Raw genomic sequence first — 26,700 nt, 5'->3', positions numbered from 1 at the left:
ACACAGCCTGTGGATAACTTCCCTGGATTACCGATGCCGAAAAACGGGTATGGAGATCATCCTGCCCAGGCGCCTTCCAGGAACCGGGCCGTGTTCAGCACCATGAGCGGCCCCGACACCAGCGCGTACGCCATGATCACCCATCTCCTCCGGGTGGCGAGCCCGGCCAGCGCCACCCAGAGCGGAAACCAGAGCAGCAGCGAGCGCGGCAGCGACAGGTAGTACGCCGACGTCATGAGCGCCGCCGCCTGCAGCCCCGTGTAGACGGCCTCGCTCCACCTGCGCAGCGCCAGCAGCCAGACCAGCCCGATCAGGGCCACCACCGCGCCGGCGATCTCCATCCGGAAGGCGGGCGCCATGTCGCCGGTGCCCATCGCGTTGTCCCAGGTGACCGCCCACGCCTCCCACGGCCACACCAGCTCGCGGCCCCACCCGGCCTCCTGCGCGTGCTTCCACGCGAGCCAGTCGCCCGTACGGGTGTAGTGGAAGAAGGAGTAGCCCACGAGCGGCAGGAACGGCAGGGCCAGCCAGGGCGCGCGGCGCACCGGCTCCCGGCCCGCCCCGCACTCCAGGGCGAACTCCGCGATCAGCGCCGCCGCCAGGAAGAGCCCGGTGATGCGCACGCACGAGGCCCCGGCGGCGAGCGCGGCGGCCAGCGGCCAGCGCCCCTGCCGCGCCGCCAGCCAGGCCGGGATCGCGAAGGCCAGGAACAGCGACTCGCTGTACCCGGCGGCCAGGAACACCGCCATCGGGAAGAGCACCAGCGCCAGCACCGCCATCCAGCCGTGCGCGCCCTCGTGCTCGGCCAGCCGGGCCAGCGCCACCATCGCCACCGCCCCCGCGACGAGCGAGACGATCAGCCCGGCGGCCTCCCAGTCCCGCACGACCAGGTACGCCAGCCGCAGCGCGATCGGCATGCCGGGGAAGAAGGCGGGCAGCCCGTCGTCCGGGCGGGCCGGGTCGCCGTCATAGCCGAACCGCGCGATGGTGACGAACAGCTCGGCGTCCCACCGCTGCCACCGGCCCAGGTACTCGTGGAGGCTGACCCCGAGCAGCGTCGTCACCAGCAGGCCGGCCCGCGACGCGAACCACACCAGGAGGGCGTCCCGGCCGGCCGAGCGGGTGATCATCGCGTCACGAGGCTCCGGAGGGTGAACCGGTCGGGAGCCTCGTCGAACACCCCGCCGATCTGGTCGTCCACGCCGCCTTGGCGGACGAGGTCCTTCTCCGGGCGGAGGATGTCACGTACCACGAACGCCATCATGATGGCGATCGTGATGATCCGCCCCCACACGGCGGTGAAGTAGGTGTCGTCGCCGATGCCCAGGTCGGTCCGCGACAGCGGCGGCTGGTTGAGCAGGTAGAGCCAGATCGCGAAGAAGTACCAGACCTCGGCCACCTGCCAGAGCGCCAGCGGCTTCCAGTTCGGCCGGGCCAGCACCGCGAGCGGCACCAGCCAGAGCACGAACTGCGGCGACCACACCTTGTTCGTCATCATGAACGCGGCCAGCGCCAGGAAGCAGATCTGGGCCAGCCTGGGCCGGCGCGGCGCGGTCAGCGTGAGCACCGCGATGCCGAGGCAGAGCAGCGCCAGCGAGACCATGCCGAGCGTGCTGACGTCGCCGCTGCCCAGCACCGGCCATCCCTTGTTCTGGAAGAACAGCCAGGGCGAGCCCCAGTCGACGCCGCGCTCCTGCGAGAACACGTAGAACCGGCGCCAGCCGTCCCAGGCGAACACCATGAACGGCAGGTTGACCGCCACCCACGTGCCCGCCGTCCAGCCCATCGTGACCAGGAACGGCTGCCAGCGCCCGGTGCGCCACGTCAGCAGGAACAGCGCCCCGATGAACATCAGCGGGTAGAACTTGGTGGCGATGGCCAGCCCCAGCAGCACGCCCGCCAGCTCCTGCCGCCTGCGCGCCCAGGCCAGCAGCATGCCCATGGACAGCGCCCCGGCGACGAGGTCCCAGTTGATGTAGGCGGCCAGCACGACCGCGGGCGCGAGCGCGTACCAGAGAGCGTCCCAGCGGCGCGCCGGCCCGGCGACCGCGGCCATGAGCACCACGCCCACCACCAGGCAGAGGCCCATGAGCACGACGGTGATGTCGTAGAAGCGCACCGCCTGCCCCACCACGTCCCGCTCCAGCCACCGCGCGATCCAGGCGACGACCTGCATCACCTCGCCGAGCACGACCGGGTACTCGACGTGCTTGTCGAACGGGACGTCGGCGAAGTAGGGGCTCTGGAAGGCGAGCTGCCGGTCGAAGTAGAGCGGGTAGATGTCGGTGTAGCAGAAGTTGGTGTACGTGGAGACCTGGTCGTTCCAGCCCCCGTTGCGGCACGGCAGCCGCATCAGGTAGGCGAGTGTCGCCCCCAGGGCCGCGAACAGCCCCAGGGGGAGGTAGGGCACGGCCCGCGCCAGGAACGGGCCGCGCGCCAGCAGCGTCGTCACCGTTCCCCGCGCCTGACCTGCGAGGGGGCGGGCACGTCGTTCCGGCCGCCGCCCAGGAGGCCGTCGTCCACGGGGACGTCGTCCTGGTTCGGGTCGATGGACACGTTGCCGTCGTCGTCGCCGCACGGCCCGATGACGCAGTCGTCGACGTCGAAGTCGTCCTCGTCGAACGGGTCGCCGATGTCGAGCTCCGTCGTGTCCCGCGTCGGGGTCGGGGTCGGGGTCGGCTTCGGCACGAGGTTCTCGGTGATGCCGGCGTCGGCCCGCTCGGGGAACGGCACGACCTTCTGGCCCTTGGTGGCCTCCAGCATGAACGACTTCCAGATCGCCGCCGGGTAGGTGGCGCCCTGGAACCCCGGGCCGAGCGGGATCTCGTACGGCCTGGAGTACGGGTTGTCCATGGTGTACTTGGTGCTCTTACCCTTGGCCCAGGGGCAGTTGTCGTACTTCGGCTTGACGACCTTGCCGCTGGCGGTGCGGCACTGCTGCCTGAACAGGCCGACGGCGGTCGACACCTGCGGGGTGAACCCGACGAACCAGGCTTCCTTGTTGTCGTTGTTGGTGCCGGTCTTGCCGGCCACCGGGCGGCCGGGGAGCGCGGCGCTGCGGCCGGTGCCCGACTTGACCACCGCTTCCAGCGCCACGACGGCGTCGGCCGCGGCCTCCGGCGAGATGACCTGGTTGTAGGTCTTCTTCTCGCTGATGACGGTCTTGCCGTCCTTGTCCTTCACCTCGATGACGACGTGGTTCTCGTAGTGCCGGCCCTGGTTGGCGAAGATCGAGTAGCCGCCCGCCTGCTCCACCGCCGTCACCGTGCTGCTGCCGATGGTGAGCAGGTAGTGGTGTTCCTTCCGCGCGGCCTCCAGCCGGTCCTTGTTCAGCCCGGCCTGGGCGGCGATGTCGATCACCTTGTCCAGCCCGACCTTCTCCCCCATCTTCGCGTAGGCGGTGTTGACGGAGCTGGCCGTGGCGCTGACCACGTCGACGGCCGAGGTCTTCATCGAGTGGTCGTTGTCGATGGGCGTGGTGCCGTCCAGCTTGACCGGGCCCTTGGCGGGCACGTAGCTGCGCAGGCTGTAGCCGGCGTCGAGCCACGCGGCCAGCACGTACGGCTTGAACGCCGACGCGGCCTGCTTCTGCGACAGGAAGGCGTCGTTCCACTGGTCCTTGGCGTAGTCCTCACCGGCGTAGAAGGCCAGGATCTGGCCGTTGCGCGGGTCGACGGCCGCCAGCGTGGCGTTGATCTCCGGGTCGAGGTTGCCGATGTGCTGCTTGACCGCGGCCCTGGCGGCGCGCATGAGCTTGAGGTCGAGCGACGACTTGACGTGGTAGCCGCCCTTGTAGACGTCCGCCTTGGGGATGTCGAGCCGCTCCAGCTCGTCCAGGACCGTCTGGACCATGTAGCCCTTGAGGCCCTTGAACGGGTCGTCCGGCTTGTACTTGATGCGCTTGGGCGACTTGGGCGCCAGGTTGCCGTACGCCTGCGGATCGAGCTTGGCCATCTGCCCGATCACGTAGTTGTAGCGGAACTCGGTGACGCCGTTGTTGCCCGCTTCTTCCTCGCGGTCGAAGCGGCCCGGGTTCTGGATGCGGCCGGCGAGGTAGGCGCCCTGCTCGGGGGTGAGCTTCTCCACCGGCTTGCCGAAGAACGCCTTGGAGGCCGCCCCGATGCCGTAGGCGCCGCGGCCGAAGTAGATGGTGTTGAGGTACTGCTCCAGGATCGTCTCCTTGGGGAGCACCTTGTTCAGCTTGACCGCGACGAAGATCTCCTTGATCTTCCGCTGGATCGAGCGCTCCTGGGAGAGGCCGTCGTAGTAGCCGCGGGCCATCTGCTGGGTGATCGTGGAGGCGCCCTGCACCTGCTGGCCGCTGACCGTGCTCCACAGGGAGCGGACCATGCCGCTGAAGGAGATGCCGGAGTCCTCCCGGAAGGAGTCGTTCTCGGCGGCGATGACGGCGTCCTGTACGGGTCGCGGCACCTGGTCGTACTTGACCGGGATGCGCTTGGTGCCGAGCCGGGCCAGTTCGACGCCGTTCCGGTCGACGATGACGCTCTCCTGGTCCGTCACGCCTTCCTGGATCTGGTCTTCCCTGGGGACCGGGGTGAGGGAGTACGCGACCATGATCATGCCGAGCATGCCGCCGGACAGCACCACGAAGGTGGCCAGGACGAGCTTCCAGCTCGGCAGGAACCGGCGCCACCGCGGCTTGTCACCGCCGCCCTTCGGCGGGCCCGCCGGCGGTCCGCCCGGCCCGCCGGGGCCGCCGCCGGCCCTGCGGGAGCGCCGGGGCGCGTCGCTGGCGATCGTCTCCTCGTTGCTGTACGTGCGAGTCTCCTGCTCGGGAGCCCGGCGGCGCGACCCGGGCGCACGCCTGCGGCCGGGGGCGCCGGGCTCGACCGGCTGGGACTGCTGCGGCCCCGGCTGGCCGGGGTGTGACGGGCGCGGGCCGTGCGGAGGAGGCGAGTCGTACGGCTGCGCGGACATCGCGCCGGTCTCCTCGTAGGCGGCCTCGGGACGACGGGACTGCTGCTGCTGTCCGCCCCAGCCGGGCTGGCCGGGGTGCTGCCGAGGCTCCTGGGGCACGGAACGTGAGCTGGAACGGCGGCGCCTTCCCGGGCGCGCCGTCCCCTCGTTGCTGCTGTAACTCACACGTCCTCGCATCGTCGTCGGATAGCACGGCGGATTGGGGCGTGGCTCCTCGCCGTCCTCGGTTCTGTCGTCGGGCCGCCTGTGCTAGGCACGGCCGGCGAGCACTGGCGGCCCGTTCCCGAGGACGAACGAGACCGTCAGGTGATTCCAGGAACAACCTTGGCAGACCTCGCCCGCGTACACCCGGTACTCGTCGTAATCATGAGCCATCTCGATCGGCTCTGACGCGACCTTTGCCTGATCGGCATGGCGGCCGGGCGCGCCACCGTACTCGTCGATCGGGCCGGTGGCGTTCTCCCGCCCGCACCTGGGGCAGAGGCGGTACGCGCCGTCCGGCGGTGTGCGTCCTGCGCGCGCGGCGTGGAGCACGGACCGCTCGGCGCGGCCGTCGTCCACCACCTGTCGCAGTGACCACATGGGCGCCAGACTACGGCTTTTTTCTGAATGATCCCAACGTCTTGGGGAAGTCGTTCATTGCTCGATATAGCGGCCCGACGTATCCTCTGGATGTATCGGCTCGATACATCGACGCGAGAGGAGGGCGGTTCCCATGGCCGGCGGGCAACGCAGGGTGCTGGAACTGGCCGTGCTCGGGTCGCTGCACGAGACGCCGCTTCACGGCTACGAGCTGCGCAAACGGCTCAACACGCTACTGGGCATGTTCCGTGCGTTCTCCTACGGGTCGCTGTACCCGTGCCTGCGCTCACTGCTGGAGCGAGGGCTCATCGCGGAGGAGCAGCCGGCTCAGCCCCCGATCGTGGGTGGCCGATCGAAGATCGTCTACAAGCTCACAGCTGAAGGGAAGGAGCGACTGCAGGAGCTGCTCACCCAGGCAGGCCCGTCCGCCTGGGAGGACGAGAGCTTCGGCGTCCACTTCGCGTTCTTCCGCCACACCGAGGCCGAAGTCCGCCTGCGCATCCTCGAAGGCCGGCGCAGCCGGCTGGAGGAGCGCCTCGACAGCGTGCGCACCGCCCTGGCCCGCACCAGGGAGCGGCTCGACAGCTACACCCTCGAACTCCAGCGCCACGGGCTCGAATCCGTCGAGCGCGAGGTGCGCTGGCTCAACGAGCTGATCGCCACGGAGAGACGGGCCTCCGAGGAGGGGCCCGCGACAGATACCACATCAAGTGATGAGTAGAGGAGCGAGTGCGATGGGTTCGGTTCGCGTGGCCATTGTCGGTGTCGGCAACTGCGCGGCGTCACTGGTCCAGGGCGTTCACTACTACAAGGACGCCGACCCGGCAGCACGCGTGCCGGGCCTGATGCACGTGAAGTTCGGCGACTACCACGTAGGCGACGTCGAGTTCGTCGCCGCCTTCGACGTGGACGCCAAGAAGGTCGGCCGCGACCTCTCGGAGGCGATCGTCGCCAGCGAGAACAACACGATCAAGATCACCGATGTGCCCCCGACGGGGGTGATCGTCCAGCGCGGCCACACCTACGACGGCCTGGGCGAGTACTACCAGGAGATCATCGAGGAGTCCGACGAGAGCCCGGTCGACGTCGTCCAGGTGCTCCGCGACAGCCAGGCCGACGTGCTCGTCTGCTACCTGCCCGTGGGCTCCGAGGAGGCCGCCCGGTTCTACGCCCGGTGCGCCCTGGAGGCCAAGGTCGCGTTCGTCAACGCACTGCCGGTGTTCATCGCCTCCGACCCCGAGTGGGCCGAGAAGTTCACCGAGGCGGGCGTGCCGATCGTCGGTGACGACATCAAGTCCCAGATCGGCGCCACCATCACGCACCGCGTCATGGCCAAGCTGTTCGAGGACCGCGGGGTCGAGCTGCTGCGCACCTACCAGCTCAACTTCGGCGGCAACATGGACTTCATGAACATGCTGGAGCGCAAGCGCCTCCAGTCGAAGAAGATCTCCAAGACGCAGTCGGTGACCTCGCAGATCCCGCACGAGATGGCCAAGGCCGACGTGCACATCGGCCCGTCCGACCACGTGCCGTGGCTCGACGACCGCAAGTGGGCCTACGTCCGCCTCGAAGGCCGCTCCTTCGGCGACACCCCGCTCAACCTGGAGTACAAGCTCGAGGTGTGGGACTCGCCGAACTCGGCCGGCATCATCATCGACGCCGTCCGCGCCGCCAAGATCGCTCTCGACCGCGGCATCGGCGGCCCGATCCTGAGCGCCTCCTCGTACTTCATGAAGTCGCCGCCCGTGCAGTACTCCGACGACGAGGCCCGCGACCAGGTCGAGAAGTTCATCGGCGGCGAGATCGAGCGCTGACCCGCGACCGCGGCGCCGCACCCGCCGTGCGGCGCCGCGGCCTCTAGGGCGTGTACGGCTGACGCGCGGCGGGCGGCAGCTCGTCCTCCGACGCGGTCGGCCACCGGAACGGGTCCGGGCCGAGCGCCGTCAGCAGCGGCACCTGCTCCCGGCACCACGGCGAGATCGAGATCAGGTCGCTGAGCACGCCGTCGACGAACTCCTGCCACGGCATCCACTTCGTCTCCCCCACCTCGTCGGGGTTGGGGGTGGCGGAGCCGTCGACCAGCACGCGGAAGACGGGGCAGAGCTCGTGCTCGACGATGCCGTTGCCCATGACCGCGCGGTAGGAGAAGCCGGGCAGCACCAGGTCGGCCCGCTCGACGGTCAGGCCCAGCTCGAACGAGAGCCTGCGGAGGACGGCCTGCTCCAGGCGCTCGCCCGGCAGCGGGTGGCCGCAGCAGCTGTTGGTCCACACGCCCGGCCAGGTGAGCTTGTGGCCCGCCCGCCTCGTGAGCAGCACCCGCCCCTCGCTGTCGAAGGCGTAGCTGGAGAAGGCCAGGTGAAGGGGGGTCTCCGGGCCGTGCACGGCGAGTTTCGGCGCCGTGCCGAGGGCGTGGCCGGAGCGGTCAACGAGTACCACGTGTTCAGCAGTCGTCACGCTATGAAGCGTACGTGACCTCGTTCGCGACCAGAACCGGTTCGCGGAACCTCTCCGGCGCGGGCGCCGGGCTAGGCTGACGCCGTGTCTTTCGTCGCCGATCTGCGTGTGGTCCTCCGTGGCCGGGATTTCCGACGGCTCTTCGGCACCCGGCTGGTCTCGCAGTTCTCCGACGGGATCTTCCAGTTCGGCGTCGCCGGGTTCGCCTTCTTCAGCCCCGAGAGCAAGACCACCGCCCTGGAGGTCGCCGCCGGGCTGGCCGTGCTGCTGCTGCCGTACAGCATCCTGGGGCCGTTCGTGGGCGTCTTCATCGACCGGTGGTCGCGGCGGCAGATCCTGGTGATCGCGCCGCTGGTGCGCGGCGCACTGCTGGTCGTCACCGCCGCGCTGGTCGCGGCGGACGTGCCCGATCCGGTGTTCTACGTGGCCGCGCTGGCCGTGCTGGGCGTCAACCGGTTCTTCCTGGCCGCGCTGGGCGCCTCGCTGCCGCACGTGGTGCCCGCCGACCGGCTGATGGCCGCCAACGCGGTCACCCCGACCTCCGGCACCGTGGTGACGTTCCTCGGCGCCGGGGTGGGCTTCCTGCTGCGTGAGGCCCTCGGCGGCGGCGACACCGGGGTGGCGCTGCTGCTGGTCACCTCCGGCCTGGTGTTCGGGCTGACCTCGCTGGTGGCGCGGACGATGGAGCGCTCCCTGCTCGGCCCCGCCGAGGACCCCGGCCGGCCGCAGGCCCGCGAGGCGCTGCGCAACGTGGTGGCGGGCCTGGCCGACGGCGCCCGCCACCTGGTGAGCCGCCCGGTCGCCGCCGCCACCATGGGCGCGATGGCGGCGCACCGCTTCTTCTACGGCATGGCCACGGCGCTCGGCATCATCCTCTACCGCTACTACTTCACCGACGGCGACCCCGACCTGGCGCTGCGCGGCGTCAGCCTGGTCGTGGCCACCTCCGGCGTCGGCTACTTCCTCGCGGTGATCCTCACCCCGTACGCGACCGAGCGGTTCACGATCACCCGGTGGGTGCCGATCGCGCTGGCGTCCGCGGGCGTGCTCGCCGGCGTGCTCGTGGCGCCGTTCCAGGAGTGGGGGCTGCCGGTGGCCGGGTTCGTGCTCGGCCTGGCCGGGCAGAGCGTCAAGATCTGCGCCGACACGACCGTGCAGCGCGACCTCGACGACGTCTACCTGGGCCGCGCCTTCTCGGTCTACGACATGCTCTTCAACGGCATGTACGTGCTCGCGGCGGCCGTGTCGGCGGCCATCCTCCCGCCCGACGGCAAGTCGTACGCCGTCGTGGTGATCATCACGGCCGGCTACCTGGCGAGCGCCCTGGCCTACCGGATGGTCACCCGGTCGCGGGAGCCGGTCAGTCCTTGAGCACGCCGCTGTCGCGGGCCCAGGTCAGCAGCGCTTCGGTGGCCGCCTCCTTGCCGATGACGCCCTTGTCGAGCCGCAGGTCGAGCAGGAACTTGTAGGCCTTGCCCACCACCGGGCCGGGGCCTATGCCGAGCACCCGCTGGATCTCGTTGCCGTCGAGCTCCGGGCGGATCTTGGCCAGCTCCTCCTCCTCGGCGAGCCGGGCGATCCGCTCCTCCAGCTGGTCGTACGTACGAGAAAGAGCGGCGGCCTTGCGCTTGTTGCGGGTCGTGCAGTCGGCCCTGGTCAGCTTGTGGAGCCGGTCCAGCAGGTGGCCCGCGTCGCGCGCGTAGCGGCGGACCGCGCTGTCGGTCCACTCGCCGGTGCCGTAGCCGTGGAAGCGCAGGTGGAGCTCCACCAGCCGGGCCACGTCGGCCACCACGTCCTTGGGGAAGCGCAGCTCGCTCAGCCGCTTCTTGGTCAGCTGGGCGCCGACCACCTCGTGGTGGTGGAACGACACCCGGCCGCCCGGCTCGTGGCGGCGGGTCTTGGGCTTGCCGACGTCGTGCATGAGCGCGGCCCAGCGCAGCACCCGGTCGGGCCGGCCCTCGTCCTCCTGGGCGATCGCCTGGTCGAGGACGGTCAGCGTGTGCTCGTACACGTCCTTGTGGCGGTGGTGCTCGTCGATCTCCAGGCGCAGCTTGGGCAGTTCGGGCAGCACGTGGGAGGCCAGGCCGGTGTCGACGAGCAGGCGCAGGCCGGCGCGCGGATGGGCGCCGCAGACGAGCTTGTCGAGCTCGTCGCGGATGCGCTCGGCCGAGACGATCTCGATCCGCTCGGCCATCTCCGACATCGCGGCCACCGCCGCCTCGTCGACGGTGAAGCCGAGCTGGGAGGCGAACCGGGCGGCGCGCAGCATGCGCAGCGGGTCGTCGCCGAAGGACCGCTCGGGCGGGCCGGGCGTGCGCAGCCGCTTGGCGGCCAGGTCGGTCAGGCCGCCGTACGGGTCGACGAACTCGTGGGAGGGCAGCCGCACCGCCATCGCGTTGACGGCGAAGTCGCGGCGCTCCAGATCGGCCTCCAGCGTGTCGCCGTACATGACCTCCGGTTTGCGCGACTTGGGGTCGTAGCTCTCGCTGCGGTAGGTCGTGATCTCGATCAGCCAGTTGCCCTTGCGCAGCCCGACCGTGCCGAAGTCGATGCCGATCGTCCAGACGGAGTCGGCCCAGTCGCGCACGACGTCGAGCACCTGTTCGGGGCGCGCGTCGGTGGTCAGGTCGAGGTCTTTGCCCGCACGGCCGAGCAGGAGGTCGCGCACGGGGCCGCCGACCAGGGCGAGTTCGTGGCCGCGGTCGGCGAACAGGCGGCCGAGCTCGTCGGCCACGGGGGCGATCTTGCGGAACAGGTCACGCATGGCCCGCTGCTGAGTTTCGGTCAGATTTGTGTCGGACAAGCTGGGTAGGTCCTTCGATTCCGGAACATATCCCCCGAGCCACACCGGGTCCGGGTTACCTTCGGTCAGGGGACCGACGGCGCGATGGAACGAGGCAAGGAGGTCTCATGAAGGACGCCCTCGCGATCCACCGCTGGCTCCTCGCACACCAGGTCCACCATGAGATCGTACGCCTTCCGCGCCCCATCACTCGCGCGGACGAACTCCCGGGGACGCTCTCCGCCGCTCCCGGCAGGTGCGTGACGGTCACGGTGTTCGAGGTAGCTCCGAGGATAGGACGCGAGTTCGTCGTCGGCGTCGTCCACACCCTCGCCACTCCCCCTCGGCCGGCGGCCGTCAGCCGCCTGCTCGGTGTACGTACGGTACGCGTCGCGCCCGCGCACCTCGTCAACGAAGCCACAGACTACGCGGCCGGGCTGGTGGGCCCGCTCCTGCTGCCCGAGGATCTGCCGCTCTTCGTCGACGACCGCCTCGACACCGACGGCGAACAGGTCTTCTCCGCCGTCGGCGAGCGCCACGCGGTGCTCAGCATGCGCGCCCTCGACCTGATCGGCCTCCTGCGGGGCAAGACCGTCGATCTCCGCATGCCAGGGGACCGCGAGAGCCTGGAGGCCGTCGCGCCGGGGCACTGAGCCCGTACTGAGCCCGTACCATTGCGGGCGTGTGTCGTACTCCAGCCCGGGCAGAAGTGTGATCAAAAAGGCCACGCTGCTCGCCTTGCTCTCGGCCGCGCTGCTCGCCCCCACGGTGGTGGCGGCGCCGGGCGCGGCTGCCGCGATCACCGCGAAGAGGCAGGGCATCGACCTGACCCTCACCTCCGTGACGCCCGACTACGCCACTGAGCGGGCGACCGAGATAAAGATCACCGGCACCGTGCGCAACGGCGGCGCCGCGGCCCTGTCCGGCCTGCGCGTCCGGGTGCGCTACTCCGCCCAGCGCTTCCCCGACCGGGCCGCGATGGCGACCTTCGCCGGCGACGACACTCCGGTCACCCTGCCGCCCAACGTCTCCAGCCAGTCGAGCACGCTCATCCCCGAGCTGGGCGCCAACGCCTCGCAGGAGTTCGAGCTCACCATGACGCCCGCGCAGTTCGGGCTGACCTCCTTCGGCGCCTACCCGCTCGCCGTCGAGGTGGTGCAGTGGGACGCGGTGCAGCTCGCCTCCCAGCGCACCTTCCTCACGTACGCGCCGGCGAACGGGCAGCAGCGGCCGGTGCGCAACCGGATGGCGTTCGTGCTGCCCATGATCGACCAGCCGCGCCGGGCCGACGACGGCACGTTCGTCGACGAGAAGCTGAGCGGCGCGCTCGGCGGCAAGGGCCGGCTGGCCGACCTGGCGCGCATCGCCGAGATCGCCCCCGAGCAGGTCACCTGGGTCGTCGACCCGGCGCTCTTCGACGACGTCGAGGCCATGACCAAGAAGTTCCACGTCAAGGCCGGCAACAAGCGCGAGGAGCGGCCCGCCGACCCCGCCGCCGCCCAGTGGCTCAGCTCGGTCCGCGCCGCGCTGGCCGACAACCCCGTCGTCGCGACCCCGTACGCCGACCCCGACGTGACCGCGCTGGCCCACCGCGGCCTCGACAAGCAGCCGGCGCGCGCGCTGGAGCTGGCCAAGGAGAAGTCCGCGCTCATCAAGGGCGACGTGCTGACCTCGACCTACTGGCCGGCCGGCGGCATGATCGACGCCGACGCGCTCGACCTGCTCGCGGTCGGCGCGCCCGGCGTCACCCGGGTCGACAAGGTCCTGCTCGACGCGGCCAACCTGCCGACGCAGCAGGCCGCCTCGGCGGTCGCCATGCCGCCCCCCTCGGCCACCCCCGACGCCGCCACCCGGCTCGACACCGTCATGGGCCCCGTCACCGCGCTGGTCGCCGACGGCGAGCTGAGCCGCCTGCTGGAGCCCGGCGCCGGCACCCGCGCCACGACCCTGCTGAGCAAGCAGCGGTTCATCGCCGAGACCGCGATGATCGCCGCCGAGCCGGGCCAGACCCGCCCCCGCTCGCTGGTCGTGGCCCCGTCCCGGCGCTGGAACCCCAGCCCGACGGTCGTCTCCACGCTGCTGAAGACCGCGGGCAAGCTGCCCTGGCTGTCGCTCACCACGCTCGACTCGATCAAGGTGCCCGCCGCCCCCACCCCGCGCGCCGGGCTGACCTACCCCGACCGGAGCCGCAAGCAGGAGCTCGGCGGCAAGTACCTCAAGCCGATCCGCGAGCTCGCCGAGCAGGCCGCGCTGACCGCCCGGCTCACCGGCCGCCAGCAGTCGTCGTTCGACGCCGCCGTGCTCCGGCTCACCTCCTCGGCCTGGCGGGGCGACACCAAGGCGGGCCGCGCCGTCGCCGAGCAGGTCGGCAAGGCGGTCAACGACCGGATCGAGAAGGTGTCGATCACCGGCGCCGGTCCTGACCGGCCGCGCACGCTCGCGGGCAGCGACGGCGAGGTCCCGATCAGCGTGCGCAACCAGCTCGACACCCCCGTCTCCCTCTACGTCGACGCCAAGTCGGACGACCCCGACGTGCTCGAAGCCGACGTACGGGAGCCGCTCCGGATCGACCCGGGGCAGAGCGGCACCGTCCAGATCGGCATGCAGGTGATCGCCCCCGGCGGCGGCGACGCCTCGGTGACGGTCCAGCTGCTGACGGCCGACCGCCGGCCCTACGGGGAGCCGGTCAAGCTGATCGTGCGCACCACCGGCTACACCGGCATCGCGCTGGTCATCGTGGGGGGCGCGCTCACCGTCATGCTGGCGGCCGTGGTCACCCGCATTCTCCGGCGCAGGTCGCAGCGGCGCGGCGCCCGGGCAGCCAGGACTCGGGAGAGTGAGACCGTATGAGCCGCTTGCTGCGCGCCAGCGCCATCATGGCCGCCGGCACGATGGTGTCGCGCGTGACCGGGTTCATCCGGACCATGGTGCTGGCCTACGCCATCGGCACGGCCTTGCTGGGCGACGCCTACAACGTCGCCTACGCCATCCCGTACAGCATTCTCGACCTGCTGCTGCTCGGCGTGCTCAGCAGCGTCGTGGTGCCGATGATCGTCAAAGCGCAGCAGCGCGACCCCGACGGGGGCCGCGCGTACGAGCAGCGGCTGCTGACGCTCGCCACCGTCGCGCTCATCGTGGTGGCCGCGGCGGCCGTGCTGGCCGCCCCGCTGATCATCGACCTCTACACCGAGTGGGACCGCGCCGACCGCCAGTTCGAGGTGGCGGTGCGGCTGGCCCAGTTCATCCTGCCGCAGCTCGCCTTCTTCGGCATCGGCGCGGTCGCCGGGGCGATCCTCAACACCCGCGACCGGTTCGCCGCCCCGATGTGGGCGCCGGTGGTCAACAACCTGGTCGTCATCTGCGTCCTGGTCGTCTACGCGGTGATCGTGACCGACGGCTCCGACCTCGCGACCGTCACCAACGGCGAGCTGGCCCTGCTCGGGCTCGGCACCACCGCCGGCATCGTGGCCCAGGCGACCGTGCTGGTCATCGCGCTCAAGCGGGCCGGGTTCCGCTTCGTCGCCCGCTTCGACCTGCGCAACGCCCGCCTCGGCGAGATGTCCAGGATGGGCGTCTGGACGATCGGCTACGTGATCGTCACCCAGCTCGGGTTCCTGCTCACGACCAACCTCGCCAGCGCCGCCGGCGACGCGGTGGAAGGTCACGGCGTCTCCCCGTACACGCTCGCGTTCCAGCTCTTCCAGCTCCCGTACGGGGTCGTCGGCGTCTCGGTGATCACCGCGATGCTGCCCAGGATGAGCCGGGCCGTGACCGAGGGGCGCTTCGACGAGGTGCGGTCCGAGTTCGGCTCCAGCGTGCGGCTCGTCGGCGCGGTGATGGTGCCGGTGTCGCTGCTGCTCATGGTGCTCGGGCCGGCGATCACCGTGCCGCTGTACGGTCACGGCGCCAACAGCGTGGCCAACGCCATCTACATCGGCAACGTGCTGCAGGTCTACGGGCTCGCACTGGTGCCTTTCGCGATCTTCCAGTTGCTGCTGCGGGTGTTCTACAGCTTCGGCGACACCCGTACGCCCGTCTTCGTCGGCGCGGGCACCACCGCGGTCAACGCCGGGCTGATGGTGCTGTTCTTCAACCTGCTGCCGGCCCGCTACGCGGTCATGGGGCTGGCCCTGGCCTACGCGATCGCGTACGCGCTCGGCGCCGGCGCGGCCTGGATGCTGGCCAGCCGCCGGGTCGGCGGGCTGGGCGGCCGGCAGGTCGGCATGGCGATCACCAGGATGTACCTCGCCGCCCTGCCGACGGCGGTGCTGGCGCTGATCGCCGTCTGGAGCGTGCAGGAGATCTTCGGCGGTCTGGGCTTCCTCAACTCGGTGATCATCCTGGCCGTGGGCGGCGGGCTGGGGATGGTCCTGTACCTCGGCGTCGCCCACCGGCTGGCGCGCGTTCCGGAGGTCAGCTCGGTCGTTGGGATGGTCGCCGGGCGGGTACGCCGCTAAAGAGCGCGGGGAGGAACCGTCTCGGGCACTAGCATGGTGCCGACACGCGCGAATGGAAGCAGGAGGGGCGTGGGCGGATCCATCCGGCATAGCGTGCCTGCGCAGGACACCGCCACGCAGGCGCGCCCGGGATTGACCAGGTATGTCCGGGCTAGCGGGGTGAGCCAGTGAGCACATCGGCGGTCGAGCCCGGCACCCGCCTCGCCGACCGGTTCCGGCTGGAAGACCGGGTGAGCGAGTCCGACGGCGCCACCTACTGGAAGGCCATCGACGAGATCCTCGCCCGTCCCGTCGCCGTGCTGACGTTCGCGCCCGACTTCCCGCGCGTCCACGAGGTCGTCACCGCGGCCCGCGCCGCCAGCCGGCTCACCGACCCGCGCCTGACCCAGGTCTTCGACGCCGCCCAGGACTCCGAGCACGCCTACGTGGTCAGCGAGTGGGTGGTCGGCGACACCCTCTCCGACCTGCTGGCCTCCGGGCCGCTGGAGCCGGAGCGGGCCGCGGGGCTGGTCGTCGAGGCCGCGGAGGCGCTCGCGCACGCCCACGAGGCCGGCCTCTACCACCTGTGCCTGCGCCCCGGCAACCTGGTGTGGACCTCCGGCAACACGGTCAAGGTGCTGGGCGTCGCGGTCGACTCGGCGCTCTACGGGCTGACCACCGACCAGCCCGCGCTGGACGACGCGGAAGGTCTCGGCCGCCTGCTGTACGCCGGGCTGACCGGTCACTGGCCGGGCGACGAGGAGGAGGGCACGCTCCCGGCCGCGCCGATGACCGACGGCCACTTCTGCACCCCGCGCCAGGTGACCGCGGGCGTGCCGGGCTATCTCGACGCGGTGACGATCCGGGCCTGCCTCCCGGAGTCGCGCAAGGGGCAGGCCGCGCTGTCCAGCCCCGCCGAGGTCGCCGCCGCGCTGGCCGACGTGGCCAGGCCGATGCCGATCTCGATCCCGTACCCCTCGACGCCGTCCGTGACCGCGGCCTCGCCCAGCGAGGGCCTCGACACCGAGCGTCACCGGCCCGCGGCGCAGCACGCGCCGCAGGCCACCTCGATCCAGCTCAGGCCGCCGCAGAGCGGCGGCGGCGGCAACCTGCTCAACCGGGTGCTGATGACGGTGGTGGTGCTGCTGGTCATCGTCGCGGTCGGCATCGGCGCCTGGACGATAGGGCGCAGCCTCGGCAGCTCCGACGACCGCGAGGCGCAGCCCAGCCCGTCCTCCCCCGCCTCCTCGGCGCCCGCCCAGGTGCAGGAGGTCAAGGCCAAGTCGGCGAGCGGGTTCGACCCGCTCGGCGACCACGGGGAGAAGCCCGAGCTGGCGCCGCTCACCATCGACGGCAAGCCCGACACGTTCTGGAAGACCGACAACTACAACAACGCCGAGCTGGGCAACCTCAAGGACGGTGTGGGCCTGCTCCTCGACATGGGCAAGTCCATGCACATCAGCGACGTGGTGGCTACGCTGGGCAAGGCTCCCGGCGCCAACGTCGAGCTGAAGGTCGGCGACAGCGCCGACCTCGCGTCGCTCAAGACCGTCGCCAAGGTGAAGAACGCGTCGGGTAAGACGACCTTCAAGCCTGATCAGACCGCAAGCGGCCAGTACGTTTTGATCTGGTTTACCCGACTTCCGGCAGAAGCGGGGAAGTTTCATGGCACCATCTATGAGGTAGTGGTGCACTCTCCAGGATCGGCATAACCAGGAATCCCTCTTGTGAACTCCCCACCCGAGACTCCCTCGCCAGCGGATCGGCCGGTGATCACCGACGCCGATCTGCTGGCCGCGCACATCAACGGGGATCCTCACGCCTTCAGCGAGATCGTCAAGAGGCACCGCGACCGGATGTGGGCCGTCGCGCTGCGCACGCTCGGCGACCCCGACGAGGCCGCCGACGCCGTGCAGGACGCCTTCGTCTCCGCCTACCGCAAGGCCGGCTCGTTCCGCGGCGAGGCCGCCGTCACCACCTGGCTCCACCGCATCGTCGTCAACGCCTGTCTCGACCGGATGCGCCGCAAGTCCGTGCGCCCGGTGGCCGACGACGAACTGATCGAAGCCGCCGAGCGCGACGTCCAGCTCCCCGACCAGACCCTCGAACGCGAGGTGTCGATGGAGGTTTCGGCCGCGCTCAAACTGCTCCCCGCCGACCAGCGGGCCGCGCTCGTGCTGGTGGACATGATGGGCTACTCCGTCGATGACGCAGCTCAGGTGCTCCAGGTTCCCAGCGGGACGGTGAAGAGCCGGTGCGCCAGGGGACGCGCGAAACTTGCCCCGATTCTTTCGCATCTGCGGAACCGAACTGACCTGAGTCGCGTCTCATCCGCGAAGGGAGCAGAACTTCGTGACGGGTGATACGCACTACGATCTGGAAGTCCTCGCCGAGCTGGCAGAGGGCCTCCTGGACGTCGACACGGCCGACCGGGTCCGCGAGCACCTCGCGGTGTGCTCCCCCTGCGGGGAGCTTCTGGCAGACCTGGCGGCGGTTCGCGAGGTGCTCGCGGCGACCCCCACCCCGGCCATGCCGATGGGTGTCGCACTGCGCATCGACAAGGCGCTGGCCGCCGAGGCACAGCGCGGCGGCGTCGGCCTCGCGCCGGCGCCTGACTGGGACGAGCTCACGCGCGACGCTCCATGGGAGCGTCAGGAGCCGGAGCCCGTCCGCCTCGGAGTGGTCGCCGACGACGGCACCGTCGTCCCGGCCAAGACCCGCACCACACGGCGGCGCCGATGGTCGGTCCCGGCGGTGGCCGTGGCCGCGGCGGCCGCGGTGGTGGGCACCGCCGCGGTGTCGGCGAGCCTGCTCGCCTCCGGCGGCGCCGGCGGGCCGACGGCTCCCGAGTCGCAGATCGCGGTGGCCACGAGCCACCCGCCGCGGCAGGAGACCAAGGCCGAGGCCCGGACCTACGCGCTCACCGACAGCGGCCACAACTACAGCGACGAGGATCTCGGCCAGGCGCTCGGCGTCTTCCTCGGGCCCGCCCCGGCCTTCGGCGGCGAGTCCGGCGGCAACCCGGTCGACCACTGCGTGACCAAGGTCGCCGACCGCGCCAAGGCTGACGTCTTCGCCGTCGACCAGGGCCAGTACAACGGCCAGGAGGCCGTCATCATGGCGTCCTGGAAGAACAAGAAGACCAAGCGGGTCCGCATCGACGTCGTCGACCCGTTCAACTGCAAGAACCTGCGCAAGCCGGCGCTGGGACGCTGGTAGCCGCCCCCGACCCCCGAAGAGCCCGCTACGGCGGGCTCTTTCGCGTGGGCGTCCGGGGGCCGGGAATGCCCACGGCTTAGGATCTGTTGAGGCGAACGGGAGCTTAAGAAAGAGAGGCGTGGGAGCGTTGGACGACGTCCGTAACGTGATCATCATCGGATCCGGCCCTGCCGGTTACACCGCGGCCGTCTACTCCGCGCGCGCCGAACTCAAGCCGCTGGTCTTCGAGGGCTCGGTCACCGCCGGTGGCGCGCTCATGAACACCACCGACGTGGAGAACTTCCCCGGGTTCCCCGACGGCATCATGGGCCCCGACCTGATGGGCAACCTGCGCAAGCAGGCCGAGCGGTTCGGCGCCGACCTGATCCCGGACGACGTGGTGGAGGTCGACCTCCGGGCCGAGCCCAAGGTCGTCAAGACCTACGACAAGACCTACTACGCGAAGTCGGTCATCCTGGCGATGGGCTCCGGCTACCGCGAGCTGGGTGTGGCGAACGAGCAGCGGCTGACCGGCCGCGGCGTCTCCTGGTGTGCGACCTGCGACGGCTTCTTCTTCCGCAACAAGGACGTCGTGGTCGTCGGTGGCGGCGACACCGCCATGGAGGAGGCGACCTTCCTGACCCGGTTCGCCCGCATGGTGACCGTGGTGCACCGCCGCGACCAGCTGCGGGCCAGCAAGATCATGCAGGAACGGGCGTTCGCCAACGAGAAGATCCGCTTCGTCTGGGACACCGAGGTGGTCGAGATCCTCGGCGACACCAAGGTGGAGGCGGCCAAGCTGCGCAACGTCAAGACCGGCGAGGAGTCCGAGCTGGCGACCGACGCGGTGTTCGTGGCGATCGGCCACGACCCGCGCACCGAACTGGTCAAGGGCCAGGTCGACCTCGACGAGAACGGCTACATCAAGGTCGCCCACCCGACCACCGCCACCAACGTCGACGGCGTGTTCGCCGCCGGCGACGTCGTCGACCACATCTACCGGCAGGCCGTCACCGCGGCGGGCACCGGCTGCGCGGCGTCTCTCGACTCCGAGCGCTGGCTCGCCACCCACGAGAAGTAAGGGAGCGCATCCGTGAAGGCAGTTACCGACGCCACGTTCGAGGCCGAGGTCCTCAAGAGCGACAAGCCCGTTCTGGTCGACTTCTGGGCCGAGTGGTGCGGCCCGTGCCGGCAGGTCGCGCCCATCCTCCAGGAGATCGCCAACGAGCACGGCGACAAGCTGGAGATCGTCAAGCTCAACATCGACGAGAACCCCGAGGTTCCCCGTGAGGCCGGCGTCCTGCAGATCCCGACGATGAACGTCTACAAGAACGGCGAGGTCGTCAAGCAGATCATCGGCGCCAAGCCGAAGGCCATGCTGCTGCGGGAGCTCGAAGGCATCATCTGAGTACGGCTCGCTGGAAGCCCTCCGTCGCTCGGCGGAGGGCTTCCGCGTTTCTCAGGCCCCATCCGCGTCTGCTCAGGCCCCAGGAGCGCCCAGAAGGCACGCAGGAGGGCTGGAAGGGGCTAGACGGGGCGAAGGGCACGTTCGGGGCTCATGGAGCCCAGGAGGCGTTCCAGGGCGACCTCGACGTCCTCGCGCCAGGACACCGCGGTCTTCAGCTCCAGCCGCAACCGCGGAAAACGCAAATGCGGACGTACAGTTTTAAAACCCACGGACAGCAAATATTCGGCAGGAACGATACAACTCGGTTCCTCCCATTTCAGGTCACCGAAAGCCTCGATCGCCTTCACCCCGCGGCGCGTCAGATCCTTCGCCATCCCCTGGATGAGCATCCGGCCCAGCCCGCCGCCGGAGAATTCGGGCACGATGTGGGCCGTCATCAGCAGCACGGCGTCGGCGCTCACCGGCGAGGTCGGAAAGGCCACCGAGCGCGGGCTGTAAAGCGGCGGGCTGTAAAGCACGAACCCGGCCGGCACCCCGTCGACGTACACGAGCTTCCCGCAGCTGCCCCACTCCAGCAGCGTGCCGGAGATCCAGGCCTCCTTCTCCAGCCCCGGGTCGCCCGTCTTCACCGCCCGCTCGCCGCTGACGGGATCGAGCTCCCAGAAAACGCACTGGCGGCAGCGCCTTGGAAGATCTCCCAAATTGTCCAGGGTGATATTGACCAGCCGACGCGACACCTACGGCCCCAATCGTAGACCCGGAAAAGCGCGGGAAAACCGCGTCCCCAGGTGGCATCGTAGCTCAGTGACACTCCCGCCAGCGGAATTCACCGGTTGCACCGCCCCGTCACGGGCGACATGTCCGACTGGCGTAACCTGGAGTCTCGGATCGATACACCTTAGGAGGTGGGCCGTGACAGAAGAGCAGGATCACGGTCAGACGACGCCCGCGACCCAAGGGTCGCGCATCGACGCCTACGTCGACCGGTACGCGGCACGAGCTACCGGGATGGTCGCCTCCGAGGTCCGAGCTCTCTTCGCCGTCGCGTCGAGGCCCGAGGTGGTCTCGCTCGCCGGCGGCATGCCGTACGTCACGGCGCTTCCCCTCGACATGGTCGGCGAACTGGTCTCGGATCTCGTCACCAGACGCGGGCCTGTCGCGCTCCAGTACGGCTCCGGCCAGGGCGACCCGCACCTGCGCGAGCAGATCTGCGAGGTCATGGCGCTGGAAGGGATTCAGGCCGGCGGGAACGACGTGGTCGTCACCGTCGGCTCACAGCAGGCCCTCGACCTGATCACCCGGATCTTCATCGACCCGGGTGACGTGATCCTGGCGGAAGGGCCCTCCTATGTGGGGGCGCTCGGTACCTTTGCCGCATACGAGGCAAAAGTCGTACACATCGCCATGGACGATCAGGGCATCGTGCCCGAATCCCTCGCCCAGACGATCTACGCCCTGGAAACGGCGGGAGCTCCGATCAAGTTCCTGTACACCATTCCGACCTTCCACAACCCCGGGGGCGTCACGCTCGACACCGAGCGGCGGCAGCAGGTCCTCGAAATCTGCCAGCGCGCCGGGGTGCTCATCGTCGAGGACAACCCGTACGGGCTCCTCGGCTTCGACGGCGAGCCGATGCGCGCGCTGCGCGCCGACAACCCCGACGGGGTGGTCTACCTGGGGTCGTTCTCCAAGACGCTCGCCCCCGGGTTCCGCGTCGGCTGGGCCCTCGCCCCGCACGCCATCCGCGACAAGCTCGTCCTGGCCATGGAGTCGGCCGTGCTGTCGCACTCGTCCTTCACACAGCTGGCCGTCGGGCAGTACCTCGCGACCCAGCCGTGGAAGGAGCAGATCAAGGCGTTCAGGGAGCTCTACCGCGAGCGCCGCGACGCCATGCTCGACGCCCTCGAAGCGCTGATGCCGCCCGGGGTCACCTGGACACGGCCCGCGGGCGGGTTCTTCGTCTGGGCGACACTCCCGGAAGGGCTCGACTCGAAGGCGATATTGCCGCGGGCGGTGGCCGAACGGGTGGCCTTCGTCCCCGGCACCGGGTTCTTCTCCGACGGCAGCGGCGCCCGCAACATGCGGCTGTCGTTCTGCTACCCGGAGCCGGACCGCATCCGCGAAGGCGTCCGCCGCCTGGCAGGCGTCATCGAACAGGAAATGCAACTGCGAGACACGTTCGGCACCGCCTCCACCCGGGACCACATCGGTGTCGACACCCCGGGCCCGGACCTGGCCTGACCGCACCGCGAACGGCCGGCGTCCACGCGGCGCCGGCCGTTCGACGTCCCACGCCGGACGGAACCCCGTCGTACGGCACCGTCCCGTCCCGCCGGTACGGTTGGACGGCGGACGATCAGCGGAGGAGACGAGATGAGCGACCTGAGCCACGTGCTCGTGCTGGCCGGCGGCCTTTCCTACGAGCGTGAGGTATCCCTGCGCTCCGGCCGGCGGGTGAGCGAAGTGCTCAGGGCGACCGGCATCGACGTCGAAGCGCGCGACACCGACGCCTCCCTGGTGCCGTCCATCCTCGCCGACCCGCCCGACGCGGTCTTCGTCACGCTCCACGGCGGCGCGGGCGAGGACGGCGCGATCCGCTCGGTGCTCGAACTCCTCAACGTGCCGTACGTGGGAGCAGGCCCCGACGCCTGCCGGGTCGCCTTCGACAAGCCCACAGCCAAGGCCGTCGTCCGCTCGGTCGGCCTGAACACACCCGCCTCGATCACGCTGCCCAAAGAGACCTTCCACGACCTTGGCGCGACGGCCGTCCTCGGCCGCATCGTCGACCAGCTCGGCCTCCCCCTCTTCGTCAAGCCGGCCCGCGGCGGCTCCGCGCTCGGCGCCTCCATCGTCCGCACCGCCGACGAGCTCCCCGCCGCGATGGTCGGCTGCTTCGCCTACGGCGACACCGCCCTCATCGAGCGGTACGTCGAAGGCATCGAAGTGGCGGTCTCGGTGGTGGACCTCGGCGAAGGCCCCGTCGCCCTCCCCGCCGTGGAGATCGTCCCCGACGAGGGCGTGTACGACTACGCCGCCCGCTACACGGCCGGCCACACCGAGTTCTTCGCCCCCGCCCGCCTCTCCCCCGCCGCGGCGGCGGCCTGCGCCGAGACCGCGGTGACCGCCCACACGGCGCTGGGTCTGCGCGACATCTCCCGCACTGACTTGATCGTCGACGCCTCCGAGACGCCCCACTTCCTCGAGGTGAACGTCGCCCCCGGCATGACGGAGACCTCACTCCTCCCGATGGCCGCCGAAGCAGCGGGCCGAGACCTCGGCGACCTCTGCCGCGCCCTCCTCCAGAACGCCGCCTCCCGCCCCCGCCCCAACCTCGCCTCCCGCTGACCCGGTCGGCGGACTTGGGGGGTGGCGCTCGACGCCGCCCGCGCGTCAGCATGTGGGCCACCGGCCGGCAGCAGGGTCGCGTTCCGCCAGAACGCCGTCGCCCCATCCTCGCGTCCCCTAGTCCGCACCGCCTGTGCTCCACCGGCCGCAGGAACTGCGTTCCGTCAGAAGGCCGCCCCCTCCCCGCGTACCACTGACCCAGAGGTTGGCGCGCCCGACGCCGCCTGTGCTCCGGCGGGTGCGCCACTGGCTACTCAGGACCTTGGGGTTCCGTAAGTAACCTTGGCCTGTGATCGACTCGACCTATCCGAAGAGCTTCGCCAGCGACAACCATGCCGGCGTCCACCCGGCCATCCTCGACGCGATGGCCGGAGCCAACCAGGGCGACGCGCCCGCGTACGGGGGCGACACGTGGACGGCGGCGTTCGAGCAGCGCGTCAAGGAGATATTCGGCCCCCAGGCTGAAGGCTTTCCGGTGATCAACGGCGCGGGCGCGAACATGGTCGGCCTGGGCCTCATGCTCGGCCGCTACGACGCCATCATCTGCCCCGACACCGCCCACATCGCCACCCACGAGACCGGCGCCGCCGAACGCCTTCTCGGTGTGAAGCTCGTGACCGTGCCCACGCCGGACGGCAAGCTCCGCCCCGACGACATCACCTCCCGCCTGTCCGCCCTCGGCGACCCCCACCAGCCGCAGCCCAGCGTCGTCTCCATCTCCCAGACGACCGAACTCGGCACCTGCTACACGCCCCACGAGATCGCCGCCCTCGCCGACACCGCCCACGCGGCCGGCCTGCGCCTCCACATCGACGGTGCCCGGCTGGCCAACGCGGCGGCGTTCCACTCGTGCGGCCTGGACGCCATCACCAGCGCGGCGGGCGTGGACGTCTTCAGCTTCGGCGGCACCAAGAACGGCGCGCTGGCAGCCGAGGCGGTGGTCGTGCTGGATCCGTCGCTCGCCCGGTCGGTCCCGTTCCTGCGCCGCCAGTCCCTTCAGCTCGCGTCGAAGATGCGGTTCATCTCGGCTCAGCTCACCGCCCTCCTCACCGACGACCTGTGGCGCCAGAACGCGTCCCACGCCAACGCGATGGCCCAGCGCCTGGCGGACGGCCTCACCGACATCCCGAACGTCAGCCTCGTCCACCCCGTCGAGTCCAACGCCGTCTTCGCCCAGCTCCCCACCGACGTCGCCGTCACCCTCCAGCGCCGCTACCTCTTCCACTTCTGGGACAAGGCGGCGGGCATCGTCCGATGGATGACCGCCTTCGACACCACCCCGGAACACGTCGATGACTTCCTCGGCGACCTCCGCAAGGCAGCTCTCGGCTGACTCCCCTGTTTCACGTGAAACCTCTGGCTCTCTCGTCCTCCCTTGAAAGCACCGGAACAGGTGTGACGAGAACGATGGAGAGCGCGCCGACCATCTGACCGCTCCCATCCCTCCAACGCGCCACTGCGTTTCACGTGAAACATCTGCCTGCTCGCTGAGAACACGGTCGCCGGTGCCGCCCTCTTCGTTTCACGTGAAACCTCGCCGCATCCCGAGAGCCAGGATTACGCCCACCGAAGTTCGCCAATGCCTCAGCGTCGTCGCGCCCTATGCCGGGCTCGTGGTCGAGTACGGACCTGGCGGGCGTGCTCAGCTACTCCGAGGGTGCAAGTGAGAGGTCGGCGGCGACTAGGGAAGGCGGCATGGGCTCTCCTCTGTCGGGACGGCCGTGCTCAGCGTGTCTCGGGCAGAATGCGCACGCGGTCGTCGAGGTATCGTGCGGCCTCAGCGTCCGGGCCTCGTGTGGGCATGTGCGTGGACGTTCCACGGACGAGCCGGCTGCCGGGTGGCCCTCCCTCGCGCAGGTAGCCCTGGCGAGGGGGAAACGGGTGAGCCAACCAGTGGACGGGTGGCCCTGGCGGGGGTGGGCGGGAGCTTCGCGGGAGTAGAGGGGGTGGCTCCAGCGGGAGCGGACAGGTGAACGCTGCGAGTGGATGGGTAGCCCAGGCGAGCTGGATGCAGGTGGGTCTAGCGAGAGTGGGTGGGTTTTGCCCCTCGCGAAGGTGGATGGGGGGTGGGTCTCGCGAGAGCGACGTCAGGGTGGGTCTCGTCTCGCGGGAGGGCTGGGAGGGTCGGCCTCGCGGGAGGGCTGGGAGGGTCGGCCTCGCGGGAGGGCTGGGAGGGTCGGCCTCGCGGGAGCGACGGGAGGGTCGGCCTCGCGGGAGCGACGGGAGGGTTGGTCTCGCGGGAGGGGTGGGTGGTTTCACGTGAAACGACGCGGGGGTGTTTCACGTGAAACCACGGCGGGAGTCTACTCTTCGAGTTCGCGGATGGCGTTGGCGGCGCTGGGGGCCATGGTGCCGATGATGCGCTCAAGGTCGTCGATGGTGGCGAACTCGACGACGATGCGGCCCTTGCGGCGGCCGAGGTCGACCTTGACCTTGGTCTCGAAGTGGTCGGAAAGGCGGTCCGCGAGGTGGGTGAGGCCGGGGGCCGTCGGCTTGGGAGTCTGGCGCTCGCGGGGTTTGGCGGGGGCGGCCTGGACGGCGCCGAGGGCGACGATTTCCTCTACCGCTCGCACCGACAGCAGTTCGGCGATGATGCGCTTGGATAGCTGGATCATCTCCTCGTGCGTGCTCAGGCCGAGGAGGGCGCGGGCGTGGCCGGCGGAGATGGAGCCGGCCGCGACCTTGAGCTGGACCTCCGGGGGGAGGTTGAGCAGGCGCAAGGTGTTGGTGATGTGTGAGCGGGAGCGGCCGATCTTCTTGGCGAGCTGGTCGTGGGTCGCGTCGAAGTCGTCGAGGAGCTGCTGGTAGGCGGCCGCCTCTTCCAAGGGGTTGAGCTGCTCCCTCTGGAGGTTCTCGATCAGGGCGTCACGGAGCAGGTCGGTGTCACGGGTGTTGCGGACGATCGCGGGGATGTCCTTCAGGCCCACCCTCTTGCAGGCGCGCAGCCTGCGCTCGCCCATGATGAGCTCGTACTGGCCGCCGCCTACCGGGCGCACCACCACGGGTTGCAGGAGGCCGACTTCGCGGATCGACGCGGCCAATTCCTCAAGGCGTTCGTCGTCGAACACTTCACGCGGCTGGCGTGGGTTCGGCACGACCGCGGCGACGGGCACTTCCTTGAAATAGGCTCCGGCGACGGGCTTGGGTCCGGCTTCCGGTGTGGTCGGGCTGCCGGCCGGGGGCATCACGCCCGTACCGTCAACAATGGGGCCGGTCGGGATGAGCGCCCCCAGCCCCTTGCCCAATCCCCGCCGCTGCTGGCTCACTAACGTCTCCTCATCCACCCGGGCCGATTCCGGTCACTTCAGGAGAGGTTACCGCTGCCTGCCCCGGACAGTGTCTCCTCTACACACCGTCCCACCGGATTTACACCACCTTGCCCTGAACACCGGTGCCGCACGCAGCGGTGACCGACCGTTAGACCAGGGCGCGGTGCGCGATCACGGATTCACACCGCCATGCCCTGAACACCGGTGCCGCACGCAGCGGTGACCGACCGTTAGACCAGGGCGCGGTGCGCGATCACGGATTCACACCGCCATGCCCTGAACACCGGT

The 26,700-nt window shown here is 70.2% G+C and carries 22 protein-coding genes; 14 read left to right on the top strand and 8 right to left on the bottom strand.

The annotated features are described in order from the left end of the window. Positions 1 to 56: 56 nt before the first annotated feature. From AB0J42_RS13390 to AB0J42_RS13375, 4 genes are all read right to left on the bottom strand, one after another. A complete protein-coding gene (locus AB0J42_RS13390; RefSeq protein ID WP_364292809.1) occupies positions 57 to 1,130 on the bottom strand; it encodes a mannosyltransferase family protein in 1,074 nt (357 codons plus the stop codon). After that, positions 1,127 to 2,452, bottom strand: a complete 1,326-nt coding sequence (locus tag AB0J42_RS13385) for a glycosyltransferase 87 family protein (protein WP_364292806.1) — start codon at positions 2,450 to 2,452, stop codon at positions 1,127 to 1,129. The genes AB0J42_RS13390 and AB0J42_RS13385 overlap by 4 nt, the downstream gene beginning before the upstream one ends. Continuing rightward, the gene (locus AB0J42_RS13380) at positions 2,449 to 5,037 is read right to left on the bottom strand and encodes a transglycosylase domain-containing protein (RefSeq protein WP_364292803.1); all 2,589 of its coding nucleotides are present in this window, start codon (positions 5,035 to 5,037) and stop codon (positions 2,449 to 2,451) included. The genes AB0J42_RS13385 and AB0J42_RS13380 overlap by 4 nt, the downstream gene beginning before the upstream one ends. 150 nt (positions 5,038 to 5,187) lie before the next feature. Next, the gene (locus AB0J42_RS13375) at positions 5,188 to 5,520 is read right to left on the bottom strand and encodes a DUF5318 family protein (RefSeq protein ID WP_364292800.1); all 333 of its coding nucleotides are present in this window, start codon (positions 5,518 to 5,520) and stop codon (positions 5,188 to 5,190) included. A gap of 133 nt (positions 5,521 to 5,653) precedes the next feature. Between AB0J42_RS13375 and AB0J42_RS13370 the strand changes: the two genes are divergently transcribed. Both AB0J42_RS13370 and AB0J42_RS13365 read left to right on the top strand, forming a co-directional pair. After that, entirely contained in the window at positions 5,654 to 6,241 is a 588-nt protein-coding gene (locus tag AB0J42_RS13370; protein WP_364292797.1) for a PadR family transcriptional regulator, read from the top strand. A 13-nt stretch (positions 6,242 to 6,254) separates the two neighbouring features. After that, the gene (locus tag AB0J42_RS13365) at positions 6,255 to 7,334 is read left to right on the top strand and encodes an inositol-3-phosphate synthase (RefSeq protein WP_364292794.1); all 1,080 of its coding nucleotides are present in this window, start codon (positions 6,255 to 6,257) and stop codon (positions 7,332 to 7,334) included. A 43-nt stretch (positions 7,335 to 7,377) separates the two neighbouring features. Here the strand turns inward: AB0J42_RS13365 and idi are convergent, their stop codons facing one another. Next, positions 7,378 to 7,974: an isopentenyl-diphosphate Delta-isomerase gene (gene idi, locus AB0J42_RS13360; protein WP_364292791.1), complete on the bottom strand. Its 597-nt coding sequence runs from the start codon at positions 7,972 to 7,974 to the stop codon at positions 7,378 to 7,380. Between the two features lie 84 nt (positions 7,975 to 8,058). Here idi and AB0J42_RS13355 point away from each other — a divergent pair, with 84 nt between their 5' ends. Then, positions 8,059 to 9,345, top strand: coding sequence for an MFS transporter (locus AB0J42_RS13355; RefSeq protein ID WP_364292788.1), 1,287 nt, complete (start codon positions 8,059 to 8,061; stop codon positions 9,343 to 9,345). Here the strand turns inward: AB0J42_RS13355 and AB0J42_RS13350 are convergent. Then, positions 9,335 to 10,738 carry a CCA tRNA nucleotidyltransferase gene (locus tag AB0J42_RS13350; RefSeq protein ID WP_364293350.1) on the bottom strand — a complete coding sequence of 468 codons (1,404 nt, stop codon included), beginning with the start codon at positions 10,736 to 10,738 and terminating at the stop codon, positions 9,335 to 9,337. The genes AB0J42_RS13355 and AB0J42_RS13350 overlap by 11 nt on opposite strands. Positions 10,739 to 10,884: 146 nt before the next feature. On the opposite strand from AB0J42_RS13350, the gene AB0J42_RS13345 reads away from it, so the two are divergent. The 8 genes from AB0J42_RS13345 to trxA all read left to right on the top strand — a co-directional run bounded on the left by AB0J42_RS13345 (position 10,885) and on the right by trxA (position 19,798). Next, positions 10,885 to 11,409, top strand: coding sequence for a YbaK/EbsC family protein (locus tag AB0J42_RS13345; protein ID WP_364292785.1), 525 nt, complete (start codon positions 10,885 to 10,887; stop codon positions 11,407 to 11,409). A gap of 58 nt (positions 11,410 to 11,467) precedes the next feature. Then, positions 11,468 to 13,606: a DUF6049 family protein gene (locus AB0J42_RS13340; RefSeq protein ID WP_364292782.1), complete on the top strand. Its 2,139-nt coding sequence runs from the start codon at positions 11,468 to 11,470 to the stop codon at positions 13,604 to 13,606. Then, positions 13,603 to 15,213: a murein biosynthesis integral membrane protein MurJ gene (gene murJ / locus AB0J42_RS13335; RefSeq protein ID WP_364292779.1), complete on the top strand. Its 1,611-nt coding sequence runs from the start codon at positions 13,603 to 13,605 to the stop codon at positions 15,211 to 15,213. The genes AB0J42_RS13340 and murJ overlap by 4 nt, the downstream gene beginning before the upstream one ends. 167 nt (positions 15,214 to 15,380) lie before the next feature. Continuing rightward, complete coding sequence (locus AB0J42_RS13330; RefSeq protein WP_364292776.1) at positions 15,381 to 16,904, top strand: protein kinase family protein; 1,524 nt, start codon at positions 15,381 to 15,383, stop codon at positions 16,902 to 16,904. Between the two features lie 15 nt (positions 16,905 to 16,919). Next, positions 16,920 to 17,555 (top strand): RNA polymerase sigma factor SigM, encoded by a 636-nt coding sequence (sigM, locus tag AB0J42_RS13325; RefSeq protein ID WP_364292773.1) that lies wholly within the window; start codon positions 16,920 to 16,922, stop codon positions 17,553 to 17,555. Then, entirely contained in the window at positions 17,545 to 18,411 is an 867-nt protein-coding gene (locus AB0J42_RS13320; protein ID WP_364292770.1) for a hypothetical protein, read from the top strand. Before sigM ends, AB0J42_RS13320 begins: the two co-directional genes overlap by 11 nt. A gap of 127 nt (positions 18,412 to 18,538) precedes the next feature. Next, a complete protein-coding gene (trxB, locus tag AB0J42_RS13315) occupies positions 18,539 to 19,471 on the top strand; it encodes a thioredoxin-disulfide reductase (RefSeq protein ID WP_364293347.1) in 933 nt (310 codons plus the stop codon). 12 nt (positions 19,472 to 19,483) lie between these two features. Next, positions 19,484 to 19,798, top strand: a complete 315-nt coding sequence (trxA, locus tag AB0J42_RS13310; protein ID WP_364292767.1) for a thioredoxin — start codon at positions 19,484 to 19,486, stop codon at positions 19,796 to 19,798. A 119-nt stretch (positions 19,799 to 19,917) separates the two neighbouring features. Here trxA and AB0J42_RS13305 read toward each other — a convergent pair whose 3' ends face one another. Further along, positions 19,918 to 20,535, bottom strand: coding sequence for a GNAT family N-acetyltransferase (locus AB0J42_RS13305; protein ID WP_364292764.1), 618 nt, complete (start codon positions 20,533 to 20,535; stop codon positions 19,918 to 19,920). Between the two features lie 271 nt (positions 20,536 to 20,806). Between AB0J42_RS13305 and AB0J42_RS13300 the strand changes: the two genes are divergently transcribed. From AB0J42_RS13300 to AB0J42_RS13290, 3 genes are all read left to right on the top strand, one after another. After that, complete coding sequence (locus tag AB0J42_RS13300; protein WP_364293344.1) at positions 20,807 to 22,039, top strand: PLP-dependent aminotransferase family protein; 1,233 nt, start codon at positions 20,807 to 20,809, stop codon at positions 22,037 to 22,039. Positions 22,040 to 22,171: 132 nt separating this feature from the next. After that, the gene (locus tag AB0J42_RS13295; protein WP_364292761.1) at positions 22,172 to 23,143 is read left to right on the top strand and encodes a D-alanine--D-alanine ligase; all 972 of its coding nucleotides are present in this window, start codon (positions 22,172 to 22,174) and stop codon (positions 23,141 to 23,143) included. 289 nt (positions 23,144 to 23,432) lie between these two features. Then, on the top strand, positions 23,433 to 24,476 hold the full coding sequence (locus AB0J42_RS13290; protein WP_364292758.1) for a low specificity L-threonine aldolase: 1,044 nt from the start codon (positions 23,433 to 23,435) through the stop codon (positions 24,474 to 24,476). A 970-nt stretch (positions 24,477 to 25,446) separates the two neighbouring features. On the opposite strand, the gene AB0J42_RS13285 is transcribed toward AB0J42_RS13290, so the two are convergent. Continuing rightward, positions 25,447 to 26,409 (bottom strand): ParB/RepB/Spo0J family partition protein, encoded by a 963-nt coding sequence (locus AB0J42_RS13285; protein WP_364292755.1) that lies wholly within the window; start codon positions 26,407 to 26,409, stop codon positions 25,447 to 25,449. Positions 26,410 to 26,700 lie beyond the last annotated feature (291 nt).

Source organism: Nonomuraea sp. NPDC049649 (genome assembly GCF_040675175.1).
Lineage (GTDB): Bacteria > Actinomycetota > Actinomycetes > Streptosporangiales > Streptosporangiaceae > Nonomuraea.
This window is presented reverse-complemented; position numbering and strand designations above follow the sequence as displayed.

What these genes read in the sequence shown, in the direction of transcription:
- AB0J42_RS13390 (WP_364292809.1), bottom strand. Translation starts at nt 1,130, where the DNA reads ATGATCACCCGCTCGGCCGGCCGGGACGCCCTCCTGGTGTGGTTCGCG.
- AB0J42_RS13375 (WP_364292800.1), bottom strand. Translation starts at nt 5,520, where the DNA reads ATGTGGTCACTGCGACAGGTGGTGGACGACGGCCGCGCCGAGCGGTCC.
- AB0J42_RS13370 (WP_364292797.1), top strand. Translation starts at nt 5,654, where the DNA reads ATGGCCGGCGGGCAACGCAGGGTGCTGGAACTGGCCGTGCTCGGGTCG.
- AB0J42_RS13365 (WP_364292794.1), top strand. Translation starts at nt 6,255, where the DNA reads ATGGGTTCGGTTCGCGTGGCCATTGTCGGTGTCGGCAACTGCGCGGCG.
- AB0J42_RS13350 (WP_364293350.1), bottom strand. Translation starts at nt 10,738, where the DNA reads ATGCGTGACCTGTTCCGCAAGATCGCCCCCGTGGCCGACGAGCTCGGC.
- AB0J42_RS13345 (WP_364292785.1), top strand. Translation starts at nt 10,885, where the DNA reads ATGAAGGACGCCCTCGCGATCCACCGCTGGCTCCTCGCACACCAGGTC.
- murJ (WP_364292779.1), top strand. Translation starts at nt 13,603, where the DNA reads ATGAGCCGCTTGCTGCGCGCCAGCGCCATCATGGCCGCCGGCACGATG.
- AB0J42_RS13300 (WP_364293344.1), top strand. Translation starts at nt 20,807, where the DNA reads ATGGTCGCCTCCGAGGTCCGAGCTCTCTTCGCCGTCGCGTCGAGGCCC.
- AB0J42_RS13295 (WP_364292761.1), top strand. Translation starts at nt 22,172, where the DNA reads ATGAGCGACCTGAGCCACGTGCTCGTGCTGGCCGGCGGCCTTTCCTAC.